General features: G+C 64.0%; 19 protein-coding genes and 1 tRNA gene. 5 read left to right on the top strand and 15 right to left on the bottom strand.

Translation table 11 applies throughout. The features are described from left to right. Positions 1-172: 172 nt before the first annotated feature. The 4 genes from DW352_RS25840 to DW352_RS25820 all read left to right on the top strand — a co-directional run bounded on the left by DW352_RS25840 (position 173) and on the right by DW352_RS25820 (position 4666). Positions 173-1147 (top strand): tripartite tricarboxylate transporter substrate binding protein, encoded by a 975-nt coding sequence (locus tag DW352_RS25840; RefSeq protein WP_115694025.1) that lies wholly within the window; start codon positions 173-175, stop codon positions 1145-1147. A gap of 111 nt (positions 1148-1258) precedes the next feature. Beyond that, on the top strand, positions 1259-3232 hold the full coding sequence (locus tag DW352_RS25830) for a thiamine pyrophosphate-binding protein (RefSeq protein WP_162827209.1): 1974 nt from the start codon (positions 1259-1261) through the stop codon (positions 3230-3232). Positions 3233-3242: 10 nt separating this feature from the next. Beyond that, positions 3243-3602, top strand: a complete 360-nt coding sequence (locus DW352_RS25825; protein ID WP_115694022.1) for a c-type cytochrome — start codon at positions 3243-3245, stop codon at positions 3600-3602. 98 nt (positions 3603-3700) lie between these two features. Next, complete coding sequence (locus DW352_RS25820) at positions 3701-4666, top strand: Bug family tripartite tricarboxylate transporter substrate binding protein (protein ID WP_162827208.1); 966 nt, start codon at positions 3701-3703, stop codon at positions 4664-4666. Between the two features lie 76 nt (positions 4667-4742). Here the strand turns inward: DW352_RS25820 and DW352_RS25815 are convergent, their stop codons facing one another. The 9 genes from DW352_RS25815 to DW352_RS25775 all read right to left on the bottom strand — a co-directional run bounded on the left by DW352_RS25815 (position 4743) and on the right by DW352_RS25775 (position 12783). After that, positions 4743-5264: a TIGR02444 family protein gene (locus DW352_RS25815; RefSeq protein WP_162827207.1), complete on the bottom strand. Its 522-nt coding sequence runs from the start codon at positions 5262-5264 to the stop codon at positions 4743-4745. Between the two features lie 77 nt (positions 5265-5341). Further along, positions 5342-5962 carry a UbiX family flavin prenyltransferase gene (locus tag DW352_RS25810; RefSeq protein ID WP_281011363.1) on the bottom strand — a complete coding sequence of 207 codons (621 nt, stop codon included), beginning with the start codon at positions 5960-5962 and terminating at the stop codon, positions 5342-5344. A gap of 408 nt (positions 5963-6370) precedes the next feature. Then, positions 6371-6446 (bottom strand) — tRNA-Lys (locus DW352_RS25805). Between the two features lie 209 nt (positions 6447-6655). Continuing rightward, positions 6656-7195 (bottom strand): Spy/CpxP family protein refolding chaperone, encoded by a 540-nt coding sequence (locus DW352_RS25800; RefSeq protein ID WP_115694019.1) that lies wholly within the window; start codon positions 7193-7195, stop codon positions 6656-6658. 155 nt (positions 7196-7350) lie between these two features. Continuing rightward, on the bottom strand, positions 7351-8676 hold the full coding sequence (locus DW352_RS25795) for a TRAP transporter large permease (protein ID WP_115694018.1): 1326 nt from the start codon (positions 8674-8676) through the stop codon (positions 7351-7353). Positions 8677-8680: 4 nt separating this feature from the next. Next, entirely contained in the window at positions 8681-9280 is a 600-nt protein-coding gene (locus tag DW352_RS25790) for a TRAP transporter small permease (RefSeq protein ID WP_115694607.1), read from the bottom strand. A 151-nt stretch (positions 9281-9431) separates the two neighbouring features. After that, positions 9432-10430: a TRAP transporter substrate-binding protein gene (locus DW352_RS25785; protein WP_115694017.1), complete on the bottom strand. Its 999-nt coding sequence runs from the start codon at positions 10428-10430 to the stop codon at positions 9432-9434. A 184-nt stretch (positions 10431-10614) separates the two neighbouring features. After that, positions 10615-11025, bottom strand: coding sequence for a hypothetical protein (locus DW352_RS25780; protein WP_115694016.1), 411 nt, complete (start codon positions 11023-11025; stop codon positions 10615-10617). A 180-nt stretch (positions 11026-11205) separates the two neighbouring features. Then, on the bottom strand, positions 11206-12783 hold the full coding sequence (locus tag DW352_RS25775; protein WP_115694015.1) for a 2-isopropylmalate synthase: 1578 nt from the start codon (positions 12781-12783) through the stop codon (positions 11206-11208). 407 nt (positions 12784-13190) lie between these two features. On the opposite strand from DW352_RS25775, the gene DW352_RS25770 reads away from it, so the two are divergent. Next, positions 13191-13889: a methyltransferase family protein gene (locus DW352_RS25770; protein ID WP_115694014.1), complete on the top strand. Its 699-nt coding sequence runs from the start codon at positions 13191-13193 to the stop codon at positions 13887-13889. A gap of 82 nt (positions 13890-13971) precedes the next feature. On the opposite strand, the gene DW352_RS25765 is transcribed toward DW352_RS25770, so the two are convergent. The 6 genes from DW352_RS25765 to DW352_RS25740 form a co-directional block, all read right to left on the bottom strand. Further along, positions 13972-16227, bottom strand: a complete 2256-nt coding sequence (locus DW352_RS25765) for a xanthine dehydrogenase family protein molybdopterin-binding subunit (RefSeq protein WP_115694013.1) — start codon at positions 16225-16227, stop codon at positions 13972-13974. A gap of 3 nt (positions 16228-16230) precedes the next feature. After that, a complete protein-coding gene (locus DW352_RS25760; RefSeq protein ID WP_115694012.1) occupies positions 16231-16722 on the bottom strand; it encodes a (2Fe-2S)-binding protein in 492 nt (163 codons plus the stop codon). 118 nt (positions 16723-16840) lie between these two features. After that, complete coding sequence (locus tag DW352_RS25755; protein WP_115694011.1) at positions 16841-17728, bottom strand: polyphosphate kinase 2 family protein; 888 nt, start codon at positions 17726-17728, stop codon at positions 16841-16843. Between the two features lie 24 nt (positions 17729-17752). Next, the gene (locus DW352_RS25750; RefSeq protein WP_245434252.1) at positions 17753-18460 is read right to left on the bottom strand and encodes an NUDIX hydrolase; all 708 of its coding nucleotides are present in this window, start codon (positions 18458-18460) and stop codon (positions 17753-17755) included. Next, complete coding sequence (gene pdxY, locus DW352_RS25745) at positions 18457-19311, bottom strand: pyridoxal kinase PdxY (protein WP_115694010.1); 855 nt, start codon at positions 19309-19311, stop codon at positions 18457-18459. The genes DW352_RS25750 and pdxY overlap by 4 nt, the downstream gene beginning before the upstream one ends. A 169-nt stretch (positions 19312-19480) precedes the next feature. Then, positions 19481-20491, bottom strand: a complete 1011-nt coding sequence (locus DW352_RS25740) for an ABC transporter substrate-binding protein (protein WP_115694009.1) — start codon at positions 20489-20491, stop codon at positions 19481-19483. Positions 20492-20522: the final 31 nt, after the last annotated feature.

The raw sequence follows: 20522 nt of genomic DNA, 5'->3' as shown, positions 1-20522 counted from the left end.
TTCATAACTCAGCCGGGCTCCGTCCCGGGCGGTGGCGATCTCACGCAACATTCGTTCGAACTCGGCAAAAGGGGTAGACGAATGTATTCTTGTATGACAATCATACGATAAAAGAAAGGGCCTTGTGCCGGCGGCGGCCGCACAAAGCCGCCACCTCGAGGGAGGATTCAAAATGGCGCTCTATCATCGGATGATTTGCACCGCGTTCGCTTTTCTGTGCGCGATGTCGGGCGCGGCGAGCGCACAGACTTATCCAAACCGTCCGATCCGCCTCATCGTCGGTTTTGCCGCCGGTTCGAGCGGCGACGTCGCGGGCCGCATCATCGCGCAGGCGCTCGGCAACCGGCTCGGCCAATCGGTGATCGTCGAGAATCGTCCCGGCGCGAGCAGCATGATCGCCAACGAATACGTCGCGCGCGCGCCGAAGGACGGATACACGCTCCTCCTCGCAACCATCGCGGCGACAATCAACACCACGCTGATGCCGGGCAAGGGCCCCGACTTTCAGAAGGATCTCGCGCCTGTCGTGCTGGTCGGATCGATTCCGAACATCCTCGTCGTCAATTCGCAAGTCGAAGCCAAAAACGTGAAGGAGCTGATCGCCTTGGCGAAGGCCAAGCCCAATGAGCTACTCTTTGGGGCATCCGGTTTGGGCAGCGGACCGCATATGACCGCCGAGCTGTTTCAGCAGATGGCCAGCGTTCAGATGACCGGCGTCTTGTATCCCGGTAGCGCGCAAACGGTGACGGACCTTATCGCCGGCCGCATCCAGGTCATGTTTTCGCCGGCATCGACGGTTGCCGGCTTTCTCAAGCAAAGTAGCGTCCGCGCCCTCGCTACGACCCAGGCAAAGCGCGCAAGCATCGCGCCGGAGTTGCCTACGATTTCAGAAGCTGCCCTGCCCGGCTTCGACACCGGCGTCTGGTTCGGCATCCTTGCGCCAACCGGAACGGACGCGGCGATCATCGACAAGCTTTCGAGCACGGCCAACGAAGCGCTGAAGGATCCGGAGGTGCTCAAGCAACTCCATGCCCAAGGACTCGACGCCTTGGGCGGCAGTCCGGACGACTTCCGCAAATACATCGCCAGCGAGACCGAACGCTGGGCGAAGGTGGTGCACGAGATGAAGGGACTGAAGAAGAAGTAACCGCCGCCGCTGCACGCAATTACTGACGTGATGCTCGATAACAAGACTCTCGATTTCACAATCGACCCACGTGACGAGCGTTGCGTGGACGTCCTGACAAGGGAGATGAAAATGGCTCGAACATCGCGTCCCGGCGTGAGCCGGCGCGGCTTCATGGGTGGTGTTGCCGTCGGCGCCGCCGCCGCCGCCACCGAGATCACGGCCGCCGCCGCTGCCACCGAGATCACGGCCGCCGCCGCCGCGCCGGCCGCAACGGCCTCGCCGGCCAAGCCGTCGGCGTTGCCGCCGTCGGCCAAGACCGCCGCAGCCGAGACCGCCGCTCCCGCCGATCAGTTACCGGTGAAGGGCACGCCGACCTCGGATTTCATGGTCGACGTCATCAAGACCTTCAATATCGACTACGTCGCCGCAAATCCGGCCGACAGTTTCCGCGGCCTGCACGAGTCGCTCATCACCCACGGCGGCAACAAGACGCCGGAACTCCTCACCTGCATGCATGAGGAATCCTCGGTCGCGATGGCGCACGGCTACTTCAAGATCGCCGGCAAGCCGATGCTGGTGCTCTGCCACGGCACGGTCGGCCTGCAGCACGCCTCCATGGCGGTCTACAACGCCTGGTGCGACCAGGTGCCGATCGTCATCATCGGCGGCAACGATCTCGACGCCGCCAAGCGCACGCCGCTGGTGCCGACCTATCATTCGGCGCAGGACATCGGCAGCATCGTGCGCGACTACGTCAAATGGGACGACATGCCGGTCTCCGCGCAACACTTCGCGGAATCCTTCGTCCGCGCCTACAAACTGTCGATGACCGCGCCCCACGAGCCGGTGATGATCGCGCTCGACGCCGGTCTGCAGGAAGAGGCGCTGGAAAACCGCGACAAGCTCAAGATTCCGCGCTACGCGCCGACCGCCCCGCCCCAAGGCGACACGAACGCCGTGCGCGAGGCCGCGCGCCTGCTCGCCAATGCCGAAAACCCGGTGATCGTCGCCGATCGTCTGGCGCGCACCCCGGCCGGCATGGGCCTGCTGGTACAGCTTGCCGAACTGCTCAACGCCCCGGTGGTCGACCAGCTCAACCGGCTTAACATGCCGACAACGCATTACCTGTGTCAGACCGGGCGCGCCCAGGTTCTCATTCACAACGCCGATGTGATCATGGGCCTCGAGCTGTCCGACTTCTTCGGCACCGTGAACGCCTTCGTCGACAACGGCGAATACACCCAGAACCCGAAGACCAAAGCGGGTGCCAAGCTCATCAGCATTAGCGCGCGCGACTATTACCTGAAGTCGAACTTCCAGGACTTCCAACGCTTCCAGTCCGTCGACGTATCGATCGCGGCCGACGCGGAGGCGACGCTGCCCGCACTGATCGAGGAAGTGAAGCGCGCCCTGTCCGCCGACCGCAAGGGCGCCATCGATGCGCGCGGCGATGCGATGCGCAAAGCCTGGAGCGAGACGCGTGCGCGCACGCTGAAGGCCGCCGGCTATGCGTGGGACGCGAGCCCGATCAGCACGGCGCGGCTTTCCGCCGAGCTCTGGGCGCAGATCAAGGACGCGGACTGGTCGCTGGTCGGCTCCGACCGCATGATAAGCGCATGGCCGACGCGCTTGTGGCCGATGGAAAAGCACTATCATTTCATCGGCGGCCCGGGCGGCTACGGCATGGGTTACGGCGCACCCGCCGCCGTGGGCGCCGCGCTCGCTAACCGCGCCCATGGCCGCCTCTCGGTCAACATCCAGACCGACGGCGACATGATGTATGCGCCGGGCGTGCTCTGGACTGCCGCGCATCATCACATCCCGCTGCTCAACGTGATGCACAACAATCGCGGCTACCATCAGGAAGTCATGCACGTTCAGCGCATGGCGGATCGCCGCAACCGCCCCCTCCCCAATGGCCCGATCGGCACGCAGATCGTTGGACCGAACATCGACTACGCCAAACTCGCGCAGTCGATGGGATGGTGGGCGAGCGGACCCATCAGCGATCCGAACGAACTCGCGCCGGCGCTCAAACGCGCCGTGGAAGTGGTGAAGGCCGGCGAGCCGGCCCTTGTCGACGTCGTGACACAACCGCGCTGAGGGCTCGTCCATGCAAACCAAGACATTCGTCATTGTGCTCGCTGCCGCCGTGACCGCGCTGTCGACCGCTGCGCAGGCCGCCTCGGCCGACCACGGGAAGTCGCTGTTCATCCAGAAGGGCTGCTGGGAGTGCCACGGCACGCAAGGCCAGGGCGCGGTGACCGGACCGCGGCTCGCGCCCGATCCCGTTCCGCTCGAGGCCATCAGCAACTTCGTGCGCAATTCGGACGGCCCGATGCCGCCCTATCGTCGCGAGATCCTCTCCGATAGCGACCTCGCCGACATCTACGCCTATCTCCAATCGGTCCCGCAGCCTGTGGACCCCAAGGCCACACCACTGCTGCAACAGTGGGCCGACAAGCCGAAATGACGCCGTGCGGTGCCGCGTGCCTGTCACCACCGACGGACGCGCGGGCCGCCGACGCCAGACTGAACAACCATAAAAATAGCCGATGAAGGGAACAGATCGTGCGTAGGCTGAAGTTTGCTGCTTTGAGTTTGATCGCTGCCCTGATGTTGCCGGCCGTTGCCGGCGCACAGAACCTGCCCAAGAACATTCGCATTATTGTGCCCTATCCGGCGGGCGGTGCGGGCGACGTGCTGGCCCGTGTGCTGGCGCAGTCGGTCTCGGAAAAGACCGGCTCGACGATCATCGTTGAGGACCGGCCGGGCGCCGGCTCGATCGTCGGCACCGAGTTTGCGGCGCGCGCGACCCCGGACGGCACAACGCTGCTGCTGGTCGAGAATCCTTACGTCCTGAGCGCCGTACTACATCCCAGCGTGCACTATCATCCGGTCGACAGCTTCGAACCCTTGTGCTTCGTCGCCGATACGCCGGCCGTCCTCGCAGTCGGCGGCAAGTCCGACATCAAGAACCTGGACGACTTCCTGAAAGCGGCAAAGGCGAAAGCCGGCGCCGTCACCTATGGCAGCACGGGACCCGCCTCAATCGTGCACATCGCCGGCGAACTGCTTCGCCGCGACGCCAAGGTCGACCTCACTTACGTGCCCTATGCCGGCAGCCCGCCGGCGATGAACGCCGCGCTGAGCGGCCACATCACCGCGGTGATCGCCAATTACTCCGACCTGCGTGCGCAGATCGATGCGGGCGGCCTGCGGGCAATCGCCGTTCCGGCGAACAAGCGCACGCCGCTGCTGCCCGACGTTCCCTCGCTTGCCGAACTGGGCTTCAAGGACATCGAGGCGAGCGTCTGGTTCGGCTTCGTCGCCCCGAAGGGTACGCCGAAGAACGTCACGGACGAACTCATCAAGCAGTTCACCGCCGCGATGGATCTGCCCGACGTGAAGGAAAAGGTGAAGAGCCAGGGCCTGGTCACGTCGCTGTCGTGCGGCGCGCCGTTCGGGGCCTTCCTCGCGGACCAGCACAAGAAGTACATCCAGTTCGTGCGCGAGTTCGACATCAAGGGCGAATAGACGAACGCTCTCGTCTGCCCTGAGAAGCCCAGGCGGTTCTAGCCCGCGCCGACACGAGGCGCGGGCTCGATCGTTGTCAGAGCCTTTGAGGATCGGGCCGGTAAGCCGCTGCAGCCGCAATGAGAAGACGCGGCGGTGAAGGGCTTTCGGCGCCCTTGGCGTGGCGGCGCAGAAAGGCGGCGACGTTGGCCTCCACGGCATCGCCCACTTCGACGGTCGCACCGTGCGCGACTGTGTCCGCCATCTCGAACAGCCTCGCCTGCTCGATCTGCTCTGCGCGCAGCTCGACCGCCGCGACTTCCTTGCGCAAGGCCTTCACAGCCTCGTCGGCCATCTCCGGCATCGGCTTCATCGTCTGCCGCACCGCGCGCAGCGGCCGCACGACGGATTCGTGCCAGCCCAACACGCCAGCATCGATCGCGGCCAGAGCTTCGTCGCCGAGGACAAGCTTTCGCTCCGCGCCGAGCCAGGCGCAGAACAGCAGCACGTTCACATCGATATCAAGCGCCCCTTGCAGCGCCAGACATTCCGCGCCGACGCCCGGCTGGGCATAGACCGCCAAGGAGAACCGCCAGAATGCATTGTCGCAATCGAGCACGCTGCATTCCTTTTCCGACCGCTCGTCGCCTCTTGCAGGCGGCTTGAGCGCGCCACGCTGACGGCGGCGGGCCGGCCTTAATCGGCCTTGGCCTTTTTCTTCAGTCCGCTCCAGCGCCGCACCGTGCCGAGATTGATGTCGAACAGGTCGAGCACGCGGCCGAGCGAGTGATCGACCATGTCTTCAAGCGATTGCGGCTTGGCATAGAAGGCCGGCACCGGCGGGTAGACGATGGCGCCGGCTTCGGTCACCGCCGCCATGCTGCGGATATGGCCGAGATGCAGCGGCGTCTCGCGCAGCATCAGCACCACGCGCCGCCGTTCCTTGAGCGCCACATCGGCCGCACGCGAAATAAGATTGGCGGTCACGCCGGAAGCGATCTCGGACAAGGTCTTCACCGAGCACGGCGCGATTACCATGCCGAGATTCTGGAACGAACCGCTGGAGCAGGCCGCGCCGACATCCTGGTTCGGATGCACCACGTCGGCCAGCGCCTCGATGTCGGCGACCTTCAGGTCGGTTTCCGTGGCGATCGTCATCTGCGCGGCGCGCGAGATGATGACGTGTGTTTCGATCTCCGTCTCGCGCAGAAGCTCGAGCAGGCGGATGCCGTAGATCGCGCCCGACGCACCGCTGATGCCGACGATAAGGCGTTTGGTCGGGTCGCCGGATTTTTTGTTCTTCGTCTTTTGCAGCACGGGTGTCTCGTTGTGCGATGAATGACTTATTTTAGGCGACAACGAAGGACCTGTCTTTGGCTAATCGCGCGCGAACAGCCGCCTGTTGCCTTGCACGGGCGCCTCTCACCCGCGGCCGCACCATCACTCCTCCATGAATCGGGTCGCTTCACGGCGCCGCCCCACGCGCGGCACACCATCTAACACAACGTCTGCAATCGACTGGATCAGGCTGGCGAGTTCCTGGTCGGATGGACGCCGTCACCGGCCATCACGCTCGCTTAGCGGGTCATTGATGATTTTACACCCGCGACGGCCATGCAGAAAAACCTGCGGCACGTTCCGCCTCTTCGGCCACGGGGTGGGTGTGGTGTCTGGACCCGGGGTCCGGAACACGATCGACGAGCTCAGAAAAACGAACCCGTCGAATGGTGGGCGCTGTAGGGATCGAACCTACGACCCGCTGATTAAGAGTCAGCTGCTCTACCAACTGAGCTAAGCGCCCGGATTGCCGGCCGGGGCCGAAACCCCAGAAGCGCGCGTCACTTAGCAAAGCAAAACCGCGCTGTCCAGACTTAGTGACGCCGAAGTGACGCGCCAATGCCCTTGAACCACAAAGAAAAAAGCCGCCGGGCCAAACCCGGCGGCTCTTAGGTCGGCGACGGGGCGCCCCGGGGACAAGCGCGCCCGCTCGCCGCCTGCCACGCGTGAGGGCTACTGCGCCCGCGGACCGCCCTCGGGAGCCATCGGACCGCGCTCGCCGGGGCCCTGGCCGCCGCGGTGGTGATGGCGCCAGCCGTGGTGGCGCATCATGCCGTCGCGGACGTCGAGACGGGCCAGCACCATGAAGCGGCGCTTTTGGCTGGCGTCGAGGCTCTTGTAGAGCGGGCCTGCCGCGTCAGCGAGCTTCTTCAGCGCCGTGCCGCGCTCCTGCATCATCTGGCCGCGCAAACCCAAACGCTCGATCGGGTCCTTCGGCTTTTCAGCACTGGCGCGCGCCGCAAAGCGTTCGGACCGCTGCTTGGCCAGATCGCGCATCGCGGTCTCGACCGCGGGCCAATTCTTTTCCTGGTCCGGCGTCAGCTTGAGGCCGGCTTTCAGCGCCGCGATGCGCGCGTCGCCCATAGCGGTGATGTCCTCGGCCTTCCACTGCGGCCCGCGGCGCGGCGCATCGGCGCCCGGCTGCTGCGCGTAGGCAAGGGACGCACCGGCGATCGCCAGCGCGGTCGTGCCGGCAAGAACATACTTCAACATGGCCACCTCCAATGGCGTTTTTGATGTCACCAGTAGAGAAAGGTCGCGTTGCCTTATCAAGTTAAGCTTTGGACAGATATTAACGGCAAGCAATGTAGATGTACCGCCGTTCATCGACGGCGATACACCGTGTTACGAAGATAAACAGCGTCGCGCTACAGCATACCGAGAACGCGCGGCAACCACAGCGACAGCTCTGGAATGTAAGTCACGAGCGCGAGGAAGATGAGCATCGTCACGAGCCAGGGCCATGTCGCGATGGTCAATTCGGTGATGCCCATCCTGGCGATGCCGGATGCGACATACAGATTGAGTCCGACCGGCGGATGGCACAAACCCACTTCCATGTTCACGGTCATCAGAATGCCGAGATGCACCGGGTGAATGCCGAGTCCCGCCGCGATGGGAAACAGGATCGGCGCGGTGATCAGTACGATGGATGACGGCTCCATCACGTTGCCGGCAACCAGCAACAGCACGTTGACGATCAGCAGAAACTCGACCCAGCCGATGCCGCTGCCTTTCAGCCATGCCGTCATCGCCTGCGGAATCTGTTCGCTCGTCATCAGGAACGAGAAGAGCACCGCGTTGGTGATGATGTAGAGGATCATCGCGCTCATATTGGCCGAGGCGAGCAGCACCTTCGGCACTTCCGAGAGCTTGAGATCGCGATAGACGAAGACCGCGATGATGAAGGCATAGACGGCGCTCACCGCCGCCGCTTCCGTCGGCGTGAACAGACCGGCATAGATGCCGCCAAGCACGATGACGATCAGCAGCAGCCCCCAGATCGAATCGCGGAACGCCTTGAAGCGCTCGAGCCAGGTCGCGCGTTTCATGCGCGGATAGTCGTTCTTCCAGGCGCGATAGAACGTCGTCGCGCCGAGCAAGAAGGCGAGCATCAGGCCCGGAATGACACCGGCCATGAACAGCTGGCCGACCGACGCCGACAGGACGCGCTTGCCTTCGGGATCGATCGCCATGCTGCCGCCGGTCGAGACCGCGTAGAGCACCATGACGATCGACGGCGGAATGAGGATGCCGAGCGCGCCCGAGGTGGCGATCACGCCGGCGCCGAAGCGCTTGGGATAGCCGGCATTGACCATCGCCGGGATCAGGATGGCGCCGATCGCCACCACGGTCGCCGGCGACGAGCCGGAGATCGCCGCGAACAACGCGCAGGCGACCACCGCCGCCAAGCCGAGACCGCCGTACCAGTGGCCGACCATGGAGGCGGCGAAATTGATCATGCGCCGCGCCACACCGCCGTGGGTGAGGAAGTTGCCGGCGAGGATGAAGAACGGGATCGCCATGATCTCGAAGCTCTCGATGCCGGTGAAGAGCTTGAGCGCGACCGACTCGATCGGCACCTGCGTCATGACGAAGAGGAAGGAGAGCACGGTCAGGCCGAGCGCGATCGAGATCGGCATGCCGGTCAGCATCAGCGCGATCAACAATCCGAAAATGATGGCGGCGTTCATCGCGTCAGGTCCTCGGCGGCGTGCTGGCGAGCTCTTCCGCGCGCAGATCGCGCGCGGCCGCCGGGCTTTCGACCACGCCTTCGACATGGCCGGGGTCGTGGTGGGGCAATTCGCCGGTCTGCCAGAAATGCCAGGCGACCTGGAGGAAGCGGAAGCACATCAGGTAAGAGCCGAGCGGCACGCACAGGAACACGATCCAGCGCGGCATCTCCATGTCCGGCGACACCTGGCCGGTCGGGTACAGTTCGATGACGAACTTGGCGCCCATCGTGCCGACGATCGCCGTGAACAGCGCGCCACACAGAAGGCCGAACAAGATGATCTTCTTGCGCCCCGGCGGCTCCAGCATGTTCACCACCACGTCGACGCCGACATGGATACCGGTGCGCACGCCGTAGGCGGCGCCGAACTTCGCCATCCACACGAACATGTAGATGCACAGCTCCTGCGCCCAGGTCAGGTCGATGTGGTAGACCAGCGGATAGAGCCAGGAGACGCCGACCGCATAACGCTGCACGACCGCGACGAAGATCAATAACGTCGCGGCGGCGATCAGCGTTGCGATCAGGATCTCCTCGAGCCGGTCGAGGATGCGAAGAAACATCGGCGCCTCGTGCACTGACGGGGATTGCCTCGTCACCGCGGCGATCAATGCCTGTCTGACGATTGAAGAGCGGGCCGCGCCCCTCTCGCTGCCCGCCTGTTTTTCTCGGAGCGAAGAGCCGCGGGCCCGGACCCGCGGCTCCGCTATCGCCTTACGAGCCGCTGCCGACCGTCTTGACGACATCCTCGATGAGCTGCTTGCCGACGCGCTTGCCCATGTCGTCGTAAAGCGGCGCCATCGCCTTGCGCATGTCGGCGAGTTCCGCGGCGGTCGGCGTCAGGATCGTGGTCTTGCCGGACTTCACGATGTCCGCCTTCGCGTCCTCGTTCTCCTTGGCCGACTGGTTGTTGGCGAACTGGGTCGCTTCCGCCATCGCCTTTTCAAGCTGGCCGCGCACATCGGCCGGCAGGCCGTCCCAGAACTTCTTGTTCACGACCACCACGTAGCCGATGTAGCCGTGGTTGGTTTCGGTGATGTACTTCTGCACTTCGTGCATCTTCTGGGTATAGATGTTCGACCAGGTGTTCTCCTGGCCGTCGACCACGCCCGTCTGCAGCGCCTGATAGACTTCGGAGAACGCCATCACCTGCGGAATGGCACCGAGCGTGCGGAACTGCGCCTCGAGCACTTTCGACGACTGAATGCGGAACTTCAGGCCCTTATAGTCGGCGGGCGTCTTGAGCGGCTTGTTGGCGCTCATCTGCTTGAAGCCGTTGTCCCAGTAGGCCAAGCCCACCATGCCCTTGGCATCCATCAGATGCAGCATCTTCTTGCCGATCGGACCTTCGGTCACCTTGCGCAGCGCCTGGAGGCTCGGCAGCAGGAACGGCAGGTCGAACACCTCAAATTCCCTGATGCCGATCGGGCCGAACTTGGAGTTCGACGGCGCCAGCATCTGCACCGCGCCGAGCTGCAGCGCCTCGAGTTCTTCCTTGTCCTTGTAGAGAGTCGAGTTCGGATAGACTTCGACCTTCACCTTGCCGTTGGTGTACTTCTCGGCAAGCTCCTTGAACTTCTCGGCGCCCTTGCCCTTCGGCGTGTCCGGCGCAACGACGTGGCTGAATTTGATGACGATCGGCTGCTGCGCGAACGCGGCGCCCGGCACAGCGATCAAGGCAGCCGCAGCCGCCGCAAGAAGCAACTTGCGCATAGACGTTTCCTCCGGTCGAGAGCCTCGGTTGGGCTCTTTGAACGTTTTTGTTCCGTCAAGCTGACATTAAACAGCTTGCGCGGCAAGGTAGACGAAAAGCGAAGCGTCGCGCTGCGAAGGCCAATCAATAAAAAAAGCGGCGGAAAAATCCGCCGCTACACATTTTGCAATGCGAATGAAACTGTTATCGCAGCGCAGCAACCACCGGGCCGAGACCCATCTCCTGCGCGAGGCCGTTCGCCGCCTGCATCTGCTGCATATCAAGCTTGGCGATCAACGGACGTGCCGCGACCGCGAGCCGCTGAACCGCGGCGCTGTCGAGAACCACGGACACGACCTTGCGGCTGATGCGGCGCATCAGACCGTCGGACTCGCTCGATGCTTGACGGCGCGCCAGATCGCGCAGCGCAGCCTCCACCGGCGCCCAGTACGGCTCCTGCTCGGCGGTCAGGTGCAACACCGCCTTGATGCGGGCCACGTCGATTGACGCCTTCTGCGTTTCGGCCATGCCATAGCTGGCGGCCTGAACGGGAAGTGCCGGCAACAAGCCAGTCATCGCGAGCGCGAAGGCGCTCACGCGTAAGATGCGTTTCATTCTTGTGTGGTCCCCATTGAGCGATTGCGCGTTGGAGTACTGTCACAATCCGCCGGGAGCGCGAACGAAATACGGACGAAATAAGATTTTTGGGTTCCATGGGGAACCAAATACCGAAATGCAAAACGCCGCGTCGTGGTGGGACGCGGCGTTAGGTCTTCTTACCGTTGCTGACGAGTCTTAGCCGGCATCGTTGGCATGAATACGGCCCTCGACGGACGGGGTCCGGCTGCTCTTCGAGGTGAGCTTGTTGAGCGCGCCGAGATAAGCCTTGGCCGAGGCAACCAAGGTGTCTGGATCGGCGCCGCGGGCGGTATAAGAGCGGCCGCCTTCCGACAACCGCACCGACACTTCTGCCTGCGCGTCTGTGCCTTCGGTTACCGCGTGCACCTGATAGAGCTCGAGTTTGGCCTCGTGCGGTACCAATTTATGGATCGCGTTGAAAATCGCATCCACAGGCCCGTTCCCCGTCGACTGTGTCGTGATGTGCTTGCCTTCGATGTCGGCAGTCAGGGTCGCGGTCTGCGGCCCCATGGTGCCCGCAATCACCGTCAGGGAGACGATCTTCACGCGGTCATGCGCGGTCGCAATCTCCTCGTCGACCAACGCCTCGATGTCTTCGTCGTAGATCTGCTTCTTGCGGTCGGCCAGCGCCTTGAAGCGGACGAAGGCATCTTCGAGCTGGTTGGCGGCCAACTGATAACCGAGCTCTTCCAGCTTGTGTACGAAGGCATGGCGGCCGGAGTGTTTGCCCATGACCAGCGAGGTCTGTTTCACGCCGACCGAGTCCGGCGTCATGATCTCGTAGGTCTGCGCGTTCTTGAGCATGCCGTCCTGGTGAATGCCGCTCTCATGCGCGAAGGCGTTCCGGCCGACGATCGCTTTGTTGTATTGCACCGGGAACGACGTCGCCGCCGAGACGAGCTTGGAGGCACGCGTCAGCATCGTCGAATCGATGCCGGTCGCGTAGGGGAAGACGTCGTTGCGCGTCTTGATCGCCATCACGACCTCTTCGAGCGCGGCATTGCCGGCGCGCTCGCCGATGCCGTTGATCGTGCACTCGATCTGACGCGCGCCGCCGCGCACGCCGGCGAGCGAATTGGCGACCGCCATGCCGAGGTCGTTATGGCAGTGCGTCGAGAACACGGCCTTGTCCGAGTTCGGCACGCGCTCGATCACCGTCTTGAACAGATTGAAGTACTCGTCCGGCGTCGTGTAGCCGACGGTGTCGGGGATGTTGATCGTGGTCGCGCCGGCTTTGATGGCGGCCTCGACGCAGCGGCAGAGGAAGTCGATCTCGGTGCGCGTGCCGTCTTCCGACGACCACTCGACATCATCGGTGTGGCTGCGTGCACGGGTGACCTGCGCGATCACCATCTCGTAGACCTCGTGTGGCTCCTTCTGCAGCTTGTACTTCATGTGCACCGGCGAGGTGGACAGGAAGGTATGGATGCGCTTGCGCTTGGCCGGCTTGATCGCCTCGGCGCAGCGGTCGATGTCCTTGAAGGCCGCCCGCGAGAGGCCGCAGATCACGGCGTTCTTCGAGCGCTGCGCGATCTCGCGCACCGCCGCGAAGTCGCCTTCGGACGCGATCGGGAAACCGGCCTCGATGATGTCGACGCCCATGGTGTCGAGCAGCTCGGCGACCTCGAGCTTCTCCTCGTGGGTCATGGTGGCGCCGGGGCACTGCTCGCCGTCGCGCAAGGTGGTGTCGAAGATGACGACGCGGTCCTTGTCGGACGGGGTCGGGTTCGTCATTGGAATTGTCCTTCTCAAAATCCTGCGCCGGTCTGGTTGTCGGCGCTCTATTGGGGTTTGCTCATCTAACCGCGATCCCCCGAGTGCCCAGGCGCAATGCCCAGCCGGCCCTCAGGGGCGGGTAAGGAGAAGGAGCGTGCCCAGAATAAGGGTAGCCGCCGGCTTGGCCATGGCGGCCGCCGGGTCGATCGCGCAGATGGTCTGCCGCGTCGGCATTGGCTCAAGTACCCTCAATAACGACCCTGACGGTCGCCGATTCCGGTAAAGCCCGCGTTAAGCGGCCACCGGATATTGGGGTTTCTAGCCGATTGGTCACGGCCGGCGCAAGCGGCTGATTAGGTCAGCATTGCTGACGGTTTGCGGCCAAACCAGACGCTGTCCTGCGCGTTAAATGCCGGAGCCCGCTGATGACCCCCACCTCGCACGCCAGCCCCGCCCTGAAGCGCCGCACACTGGCAAGCTCGGCCAAGTTCATCGTGGCCCTTGGGGTCCTCATCATGCTGCCATCCCTGAGCCTGCGCTACTGGCAGGGCTGGCTCTATTGGGCCCTGTTTGCCGGTTTCACGCTCGGCGGCTCGTTGTATTTCCTCAAAACCGACCCGGCGCTGGTCGAACGGCGCCTCGCCGTCGGCCCCACGGCGGAAACCGAAAAGAGCCAGAAGCTCATCATGTCGGCCGCCTCGGTCTGCGTCGTGCTGCTGTTCGCCCTGCCCGGCATCGATCATCTGTTCAGCTGGTCGCACGTGCCCGCATGGCTGGTCATCGCCGCCGACATCGCTGTTCTGCTGTCCTATGCGCTCGTCTGCTATGTGCTGTCGGTGAACAGCTATGCGGCGGCGACGATCACGACCGGCGTCGGCCAGCCCGTCATCAGCACCGGACCTTATGCTTACGTGCGTCACCCGATGTATTCCGGCGCGCTCTTGATGTTGGGACTGACGCCGCTCGCCCTCGGATCATATTGGAGCCTGCTGCTGGTCATTCCGCTGATCGCCATCTTCGCGTGGCGGCTGCTGGACGAGGAGCGTGTGCTCAAGCGCGACCTGAAGGGCTACGTCGAGTATTGCAGCAAGGTGCGCTTCCGGCTGGTGCCCGGCGTGTGGTAGCCATCCCCGCTCGTCCCCGCGCAAGCGGGGACTCGGTTCAGGATTCCCGCTTGCGCGGGAATGAGCGGAGCACGTGGCGAGCTCACGCCCTCAACATTTCCGTATCGATCGGCAGCGAACGGATGCGCTTGCCCGTCGCCGCGAAGATCGCGTTGCAGAGCGCCGGGATCGCCGGCGGCAAAGGCGGCTCGCCGAGACCGGTCGGCGGATTATTGGTCGTGACGAAATGCACTTCGACCGGCGCTGCCTGCGTCAGCCGTAGCGGCTGGAAGCTGTCGAAGTTCTCTTCGACGACGCGGCCTTTCTCGATCGTGATCTTCTGGTTCAGCGCCTCGCCGAGACCGTCCAGCACGCCGCCTTGCGTGACGTTCTCCGCCGCCGTCGGATTGATGACATGGCTGCCGACATCGCCGACAGCCCACACCTTGTTGATCTTGATCTGCCCATCATTAGCGACGGCAACCTCGACGACTTCGGCGAAGTAGCCAAGATGGCTGTAGTAAAAGCCGACGCCCATGCCCGTGCGTGCCGGCAAGGTGCGCTGCCCCCAGCCTGAGACCTCGCGCGCTTTCTCCAACACGCCGCGCGCGCGGCCGGTGCTGAAGCCGGCGCCGCGGCCCGGCAGCAGTTCGTCCTTGCCCAGCAGGTCGATCTGGAACTGCAGCGGGTCCTTGCCCGCGGCATGCGCCATCTCGTCAATGAAGGACTGGAAGACGAAGGCGAGCGCGTTCGAGCCCGGCGCGCGCAATGGCCCCGTCGGGATGCCGAACTCCATCAGCGAAGTCCCCATCGACAGGTTCGGCACGCGCCCGGCCGGGAAGATGGTCGTCTCCATATTGGCCGAGCGTGCGAACTGACCGTTGCGGCCGAAGCTGACGAAATGCTGCTGCCAGGCAACGAGCGTACCCTTGTCGTCCACGCCGCCTTTGAGGAAGTGCCAACCGGCCGGCCGGTAGAAGTCGTGCTGCATGTCGTCGACACGCGTCCACACGAGCTTCACCGGCGCACCGGCGACTTTCGAGATCCACGCCGCTTCCGCCATGAAGTCGCTGTCCAGACGTCGGCCGAAACCGCCGCCGCAGCGCGTCATGTTCACGGTCACTTTGCTTTCGGGAATGCCGAGCGTTTGCGATACGAGCGAACGCCCCGGCCCCGGATTCTGTGTCGGCGCCCACAAAGTGACGCCGTCCCCCTGCACATGCGCGGTGCAGTTCATCGGCTCGAGCGGTGCGTGGGCAATGAAGGGATAGGAGTAGCTCGCCTCCACGACCTTCGCCGCCCCCTTGAGCGCGGCGGCAACGTCGCCGTCGTTGCGCAGGCTGGTTGCCGGCGCCTTGGCGCCGAGCGCGGCGGCCTGACGCGCAAAGCCGTCGGTGCTTTGCTGGGCGGTCGCGCCCTCGTCCCAGGTCACCTGCAGCTTGCGGCGGGCTTTCTCCGCCCGCCACCAGCTATCGGCGACGATGGCAACGCCGGGCATCAGGCCTTGCAGATCGTTGCCGCCTTCGACCACGAAAGCATGACGAACGCCCGGCATCTTCTTGATGTCGTCGACGTTGGCACTTGCGACCTTGCCGCCGAACACCGGGCATTTCTGGAACACGGCGTAGAGCATGCCCGGCAGGGTTTGATCGATGCCGAAAAGCGGCTCGCCCTTGACCACTTTCGGGCTATCGACGCCCGGCACCGAGCGGCCGATGATCTTGTAGTCCTTGGGATCCTTGAGTTTGACCGAATCGAGCGCGGGCGCCGGCAGCTTGGCCGCGTCGACAGCCAGCGCGCCGTAGTCCAGCGTCCGGCCGGAGGTCTGGTGATGCACCATGCCGGAGGTCGTGGAGCATTCGCTCGTGGACACGCCCCAGCGCTGCGCCGCCGCCGTGACCAGCATCTGCCGGGCCGCCGCACCAACCTTGCGCAGCGGATCCCAGTTCATCGGCGTCGCCTGGCTGCCGCCGGCGAACTGACGCCCGTACAGTGCCGGATTGAGCGGCGCCTGGGCGATGCGCACCTGCTTCCAATCGACGTCCAATTCATCCGCGATGATCATCGGCAGCATCGTCTTGATGCCCTGCCCGATTTCCGGATTCTTGGACATGATCGTGACGATATTGTCCGGCGTGATCTCGACGTAGGCGTTCAGGACGCCGTTGCTCGCGGTGGCGCCGTTAACGGCCGCGCGCACGGCGGCGGGCAAGGTGAGGCTGAGCAGGAAGCCGCCGCCCGCGACAGCGCCGACCTTCAGAAAGCCGCGCCGCGATGTCGGCACAGCCGCCGCCTGCGACAACGGTTCCGCGACCAGAGCAGAAGCTTGGCGGTCGGAGGCGTGAGAATTGCGCAGCATGGCTCAGGCTCCCTTCCGCTGCGGGCCGAGGGCGCCGAAATCGGCGCCCGCCGCCTGCTTGATCGCCTGACGAATGCGCGAATAGGTCGCGCAGCGGCAGATGTTGCCATCCATCGCGGCGTCGATATCGCTGTCGCTCGGGGACTTGTTCTGCGCCAGCAAGGCGGCCGCCGACATGATCTGGCCCGCCTGGCAATAGCCGCACTGAACAACGTCGACGTCGAGCCAGGCCTTCTGCAGGCGCGCGCCGACCGGCGTCTCGCCGACCCCTTCGATGGTCGTGATCGACGCCTTGCCGACGTCGGATATCGCGGTCTGGCAGGCGCGAGTTGGCGCGCCGTCGAGGTGCACCGTGCAAGCCCCGCACAGTCCTGCGCCGCAGCCGAATTTGGTTCCCTTGAGATTGACCGTGTCGCGGAGCACCCAGAGTAAGGGCGTATCCTCGTCGACGTCGACGGTGTGACTCTTGCCGTTGATCGTGAGCGCATACTGCATGATCCGCCTCACTGATGTGCAACCGCCCGCGCTCACGCACGCCTGCGCAGCGCGTCGGCCGATTGGAGGCATTATAGAGTACGGACGACGACAGCCGTACCTGACATCCGCTCAAAAATTATTGATCGCGCTCGGACTCCAGCGTCTTGCGCGCCGCTTGGAGTTCCTTCAACGCCGCGCCCTCGACCTTCGGATATTCCAGCTTCAGCCCGTCGAACGCCTTGACCAGCGCGGCCGCCACGACCATGCGCGTGAACCACTTGTTGTCGGCCGGCACGACGAACCACGGCGCTTCCGGCGTGCTGGTCTCGCGAATCATCTCTTCGTAAGCCGCCATGTATTTCGGCCACAGCTCGCGCTCGGTGACATCGCTCATCGAGAACTTCCAGTGCTTGGTCGGATCGTCGATGCGCTGGAGAAACTGTTTGCGCTGTTCCGCGCGCGACACGTTGAGGAAGAACTTAAGGATCAACGTACCGTTGCGGGTCAGATGCCGCTCGAAAGCGCGGATGTCGTCGAAGCGGTCCTGCCAGATCGTCTTGCGGTCGATCTCCTTCGGCAGCCTCTGCTTCTCCAACAGGTCCGGATGCACACGCGTGACCAGGACCTCCTCGTAATGCGAGCGGTTGAAGATGCCGATGCGGCCGCGCTCCGGCACCCGCTTGGCAATGCGCCAGAGGAAATCGTGATCGAGTTCCTCCGCGCTCGGCTGCTTGAACGAGGTGACCTCGACGCCTTGCGGATTGAGCCCGCTCATCACGTGTTTGATCAGGCTGTCCTTGCCGGCGGCATCCATCGCCTGCAGCACGATCAGGACCGACCAGCGGTCGCTGGCATAGAGGCGCTGCTGCAGATCGGTCAGGCGCTCGATGCCCTCGGCAAGCAATGCCTTCGCATCGCTCTTATCGATCGTCAGTCCGCAACAATCGGACGGATCGTGATCGGCGAGGCGGAACTTGGCCGGCTTGTCGATGCGAAAACGGTCGGCGAAATTTTCGAGCTTCATGGGCCCTCCTGCGTCAGCCGGAGGTTACGCCCGATCGAAGTGATGTTCCAGAAAGGCGATCACATAGGGCGGCATGGCCGGGCGGTAATCGCGCGACCCGCGCACGATATAAATGTCCGCCAGTTCGGGCTGCTCTTCACGCGCGAGATGTTCGAGCATGCGCGCGCGCAGCGCATCGGCCGTCTCGGCACTGCGTAAGACTTTGATCTGCGCGATGCGGTCGCCCTGCCGCACCACGATCCAGCCCGGCTCGACGACGAACGCATCGATTTCGCAACCGGTCTCCTCCGCGAGTTCGCGGACGACGCTGGCGCCGAGATCGACTTTGCCGTCGAAGATGTCGTTCGGATCGGGCGTGCCGCAGGGGAAGTAGATGAGGCCGGCGTTGGCCGTGTGCGCGCCCATGACCCCGAGCAACACCGCATTGTCGGCGGCAATAATCGCCGCGGCGCCGAAGCAATTGCACACGCCGGCAGGCGGCATGCCCCAGGCGGACCACGCCGAGAAGCTGGCGTAGTCGGTTTCAAGATAAGCGCCCCGGAACGCGCCGCCATCGATCTCATGGTGGTGCAGCAAAAGTATGCGGCCGTTCCAGATGGCAGGCTTTTGCCGCTGCAGCTCGGCGAAATAGGCCGCGATCTCGTCTCGCCGCTCCTGCGCGAAGCGCCATGGCTTTTGTTCGAACCTCAGCTCAAGCCGATCAACATGGAACAACGACACGTCGGCCGTCACGTACCGAACTCCTGCACTTCGAACAGGCGCGTCGGATTGACGATCTCGTCCTGCGCGGTGACGATCTGGATCTCGCGCTCCCCCTCCTCGACGGTCTTGCTCAAAATGCCGAAGATCGCCGAGCCCGCGCGCGCCATCGCTTCTCCGATGTTGCCGCTACGCAGGTAATGCACGAAGAACATCGCGGCGATCGCATCGCCGGCGCCGTTGACACTGATCGGCAGGCACGGCGTACGCAGCAGAACCATACCGGTTTCATCGGAGGCCAGAAGATCGATCGCGTCCTCCGGCGTCTTTTCCGTGTGCAGCGAGGTGACCAGCACCACGCGCGGTCCCAGATCGTGCAGCGCTTTGACCGCGTCGCGCGCCTCGGCCACGGTGGCGCTCGCGCGGCCGGACAGGTAGTCGAGTTCGAACTGGTTGGGCGTGACGATGTCGGCGGCCGGCAACGCCTTCTCTTTCATGAACTCCGGGATACCGGGCCGCACGAACACGCCGCGGCCGACGTCGCCAATGACGGGATCGCAGCAATAATGCGCCGACGGATTCGCCCGGCGGACGGTCGCGACGGCGTCGAGGATGGCATTGCCGATATCCGCCCCGCCCATATAGCCGGACAGCACGCCGTCGCACTCGCCGAGCACGTCGCGCTCGTCGATACCGGCCACGACATCCTTGATCAGTCCGGCGCCGAATACCTCGCCCTTCCAACTGCCGTAGCCGGTGTGGTTGGAGAACTGCACGGTGTGGACCGGCCACACCTCGACGCCCAGGCGTTGTAGCGGAAACACGGCCGCCGAATTGCCGGCGTGGCCGTAGGCGACATGTGATTGGATGGAGAGGAGGTTCATTTCAGACGGGGCACTGCCATGGCCTCACCCTTCGAGACGCCTGCTCCGCGGGCTCCTCAGGATGAGGGAAAAAGTTAGGCCTCATGGTGAGAACCGTCGCAAGCGACGCGTCTCAGACCACGAGGCCTAAACAATACAGCCTTTCCCTCACAGAGAGGGATTAAATTACTTACTTCTTCGCTGCCTCGACGTACTTGTTGGTGTAGGTCTTGGACAGGTCGATATTGGCTTTGGCCACGTCCGGCGACGATTGCGAGAACACCGTCAGCACCGCCTGCGCGCCCTTCGGGTCCATCAGGCCGGTTTCCGAATACATTGGCAACGTGTTCTTGAGCGCCGCGATGTAGCCCGGCTTGTCCTTGCCGACATATTCCGGCGGCATCTTTGCGGCGATCTCCTCCGGTGTGTGGCTGTGGATCCACTTGAGCGTCGCGATGATCGCATTGGTCATCGCCTGCACTTCCTTCTCGTGACCGGCGATCCAGTCGGCGCGGGTATAGAGCGCCCCGCCCGGATACTCGCCGCCGAACACTTCCAATGTGTCGTGCTGCGTGCGCGTGTCGCTCAGGATCCGCAGGTCATTGTTCTTGTTTTGCAGAACGGTGATGGCGGGATCGAGCATGACGGCGGCGTCGATCTGCCCCTGCTCCATGGCGGCGACGGCGGTCGCGCCGAGACCGACGCCGATGACGCCCACGGAATTCGGATCGACGCCATTCTTCCGCAGGATGTATTTGAGGAAGAAGTCCGTCGACGAGCCCGGCGCGCTGACGCCCACCTTCTTGTTGGCGAGGTCCTTCACCGATTTGATGTCGCCCGTGTGCTTGGGCGAAACGACGAGCGCGAGGCCGGGGAAGCGGTCATAGACCACGAAGGCCTGGAGGTGCTGGCCCTTGGCCGCGAGATTGACGCAGTGGTCGAAGTAGCCGGACACGACGTCGGCCGAACCGCCGATCACCGCCTTGAGGGCTTCCGAGCCGCCTTTGAAGTCGACGACCTCGACATTCACGCCGGCCTTCTCGTACTCGCCGAGCGCCTTGGCCAGCATGGTCGGCAGGTAGCACAGACAGGCGCCGCCGCCGACCGCCAGGGTGACCTTCGATTGCGCGAGCGCGGCGCCGCTCGACAGCGCGAGCACCGCGGCGGCGGCAATGGTGCGCCGGATGAATTTCAGGGACATGCGTTTCCTCCGTTCAAATGCGGCCTTCGCC

Source organism: Pseudolabrys taiwanensis (assembly GCF_003367395.1).
Taxonomy (GTDB): domain Bacteria; phylum Pseudomonadota; class Alphaproteobacteria; order Rhizobiales; family Xanthobacteraceae; genus Pseudolabrys; species Pseudolabrys taiwanensis.
The sequence above is the reverse complement of the archived record's forward strand: the minus strand, read 5'-3'. Positions and strand labels throughout refer to the sequence as shown.